2 protein-coding genes are annotated in these 1,451 nt (G+C 65.1%); both read right to left on the minus strand.

Annotation, left to right across the window (positions count from 1 at the left end; genetic code table 11):
- On the minus strand, positions 1–528 hold a 528-nt coding region (locus tag EN969_RS30965), incomplete at its 3' end, for a dihydrodipicolinate synthase family protein (RefSeq protein WP_164758655.1).
- Positions 529–539: 11 nt separating this feature from the next.
- On the minus strand, positions 540–1,451 hold a 912-nt coding region (locus EN969_RS30970), incomplete at its 5' end, for a dihydroxy-acid dehydratase (RefSeq protein ID WP_206525279.1).

Raw genomic sequence — 1,451 nt, forward strand, 5'->3', positions numbered from 1 at the left:
GTCGGTGACAGGGCCTTCGCCCTTGATCAGCCTTATGTTGGGATGAAGCGTGACAAGTTCGCGGATCTCGTCCGATGACAGGCCGCGCCCGAAAAACGCCGGCGCGTTCTGGATCGCCACCGGCAGGTCGGTTGCCTCGGCGACGCGGCCGAAGAACCTGGTGTATTCCAGCGCACCATAGGATCCGACCGGCGGCGGCTGCAGGATCACCCAATCCGCTCCCACGCTTTCAGCATGGCGAAGCTGTGCCACCTGCTCAGCCACCGAAGCGCCGAAGATGGTGAAGGCAAGCGGCACTTTTCCAGCCGTATCTTCCGCCGTCCAGTCCATGATCGTCCGGCGCTCGGCCTCGGTCAGCTTGGCGACTTCCGTCGCCAGGCCGAGCGCCGCCATGCCGTGCACGCCCGTCGCCAGGCAGATCTCGACCTGCCGACGCATCGCCGCGCGGTCCAGTTGTTCGTTCGCGTCAAAGAGCGCGTAGAGAATGGCGTGAATGGCGTGGAAATCGTCAGGCCGGAAATTGGGCATGCTGGTCGGCCTCAATGGCTTTCGCGTGGAATGGCGTGGCCACGGCATCCGACGAGAAAGTCGAGATCGGCGCCGCGGTCCGCCTGCAGGACACGGTCGACATAGAGGCCCTGATAGCCGCCGCGCATCGCCGGGACGGGCGGTAGCCAGGATTCACGACGCCGCGCCAGCTCCTGTGCCGACACGTCGAGATGCAGCTTCCTTGCTTCGACGTCGAGCTCGATGAAGTCGCCGCTCCTGACCAGCGCCAGCGGGCCGCCGATGGCGGCTTCGGGTGCGGCATGCAGCACGACGGTGCCGAAGGCGGTGCCGGACATGCGGGCATCGGAGATGCGGATCATGTCGCGGACACCCTGCTTCAGCAGCTTCCGGGGCAGCGCCATGTTGCCGACCTCGGCCATCCCCGGATAGCCCTTGGGGCCGCAATTCTTCAGCACCATGATCGACGCTTCGTCGACGTCGAGCGCGGGATCGTCGACGCGCGCCTTGTAGTCGTCGATGTCCTCGAAGACGACGGCGCGGCCGCGATGCTTCATCAGGGCCGGTGACGCGGCTGACGGCTTGATGATGGCGCCGTCGGGCGCCAGATTGCCACGCAGCACCGCGATACCGCCATTGGGAGTAAGCGCCTTGTCGCGCGGGCGGATCACCTCGGGATTGTAGTTTTTAGCGTCACGGATGTTGTCGCGCACGGTCTTGCCGGTGACGGTCAGCACGTCGAGATCGAGCAGATCGCCGATCTCCTTCATGACCGCCGGAATGCCGCCTGCGTAGCAGAAGTCCTCCATCAGGAAGCGGCCTGACGGCATCAGGTCGAGGATGGTCGGTACATCGCGGCCATATCGATCCCAATCGTCCAGTGTCAGTTCGGTGCCGACGCGGCCGGCAATCGCCAGCAGATGCACGACCGCATTGGTCGAGCC

The organism is Mesorhizobium sp. M7A.F.Ca.CA.003.01.2.1 (assembly GCF_003998945.1).
Classification (GTDB): domain Bacteria; phylum Pseudomonadota; class Alphaproteobacteria; order Rhizobiales; family Rhizobiaceae; genus Mesorhizobium; species Mesorhizobium ciceri.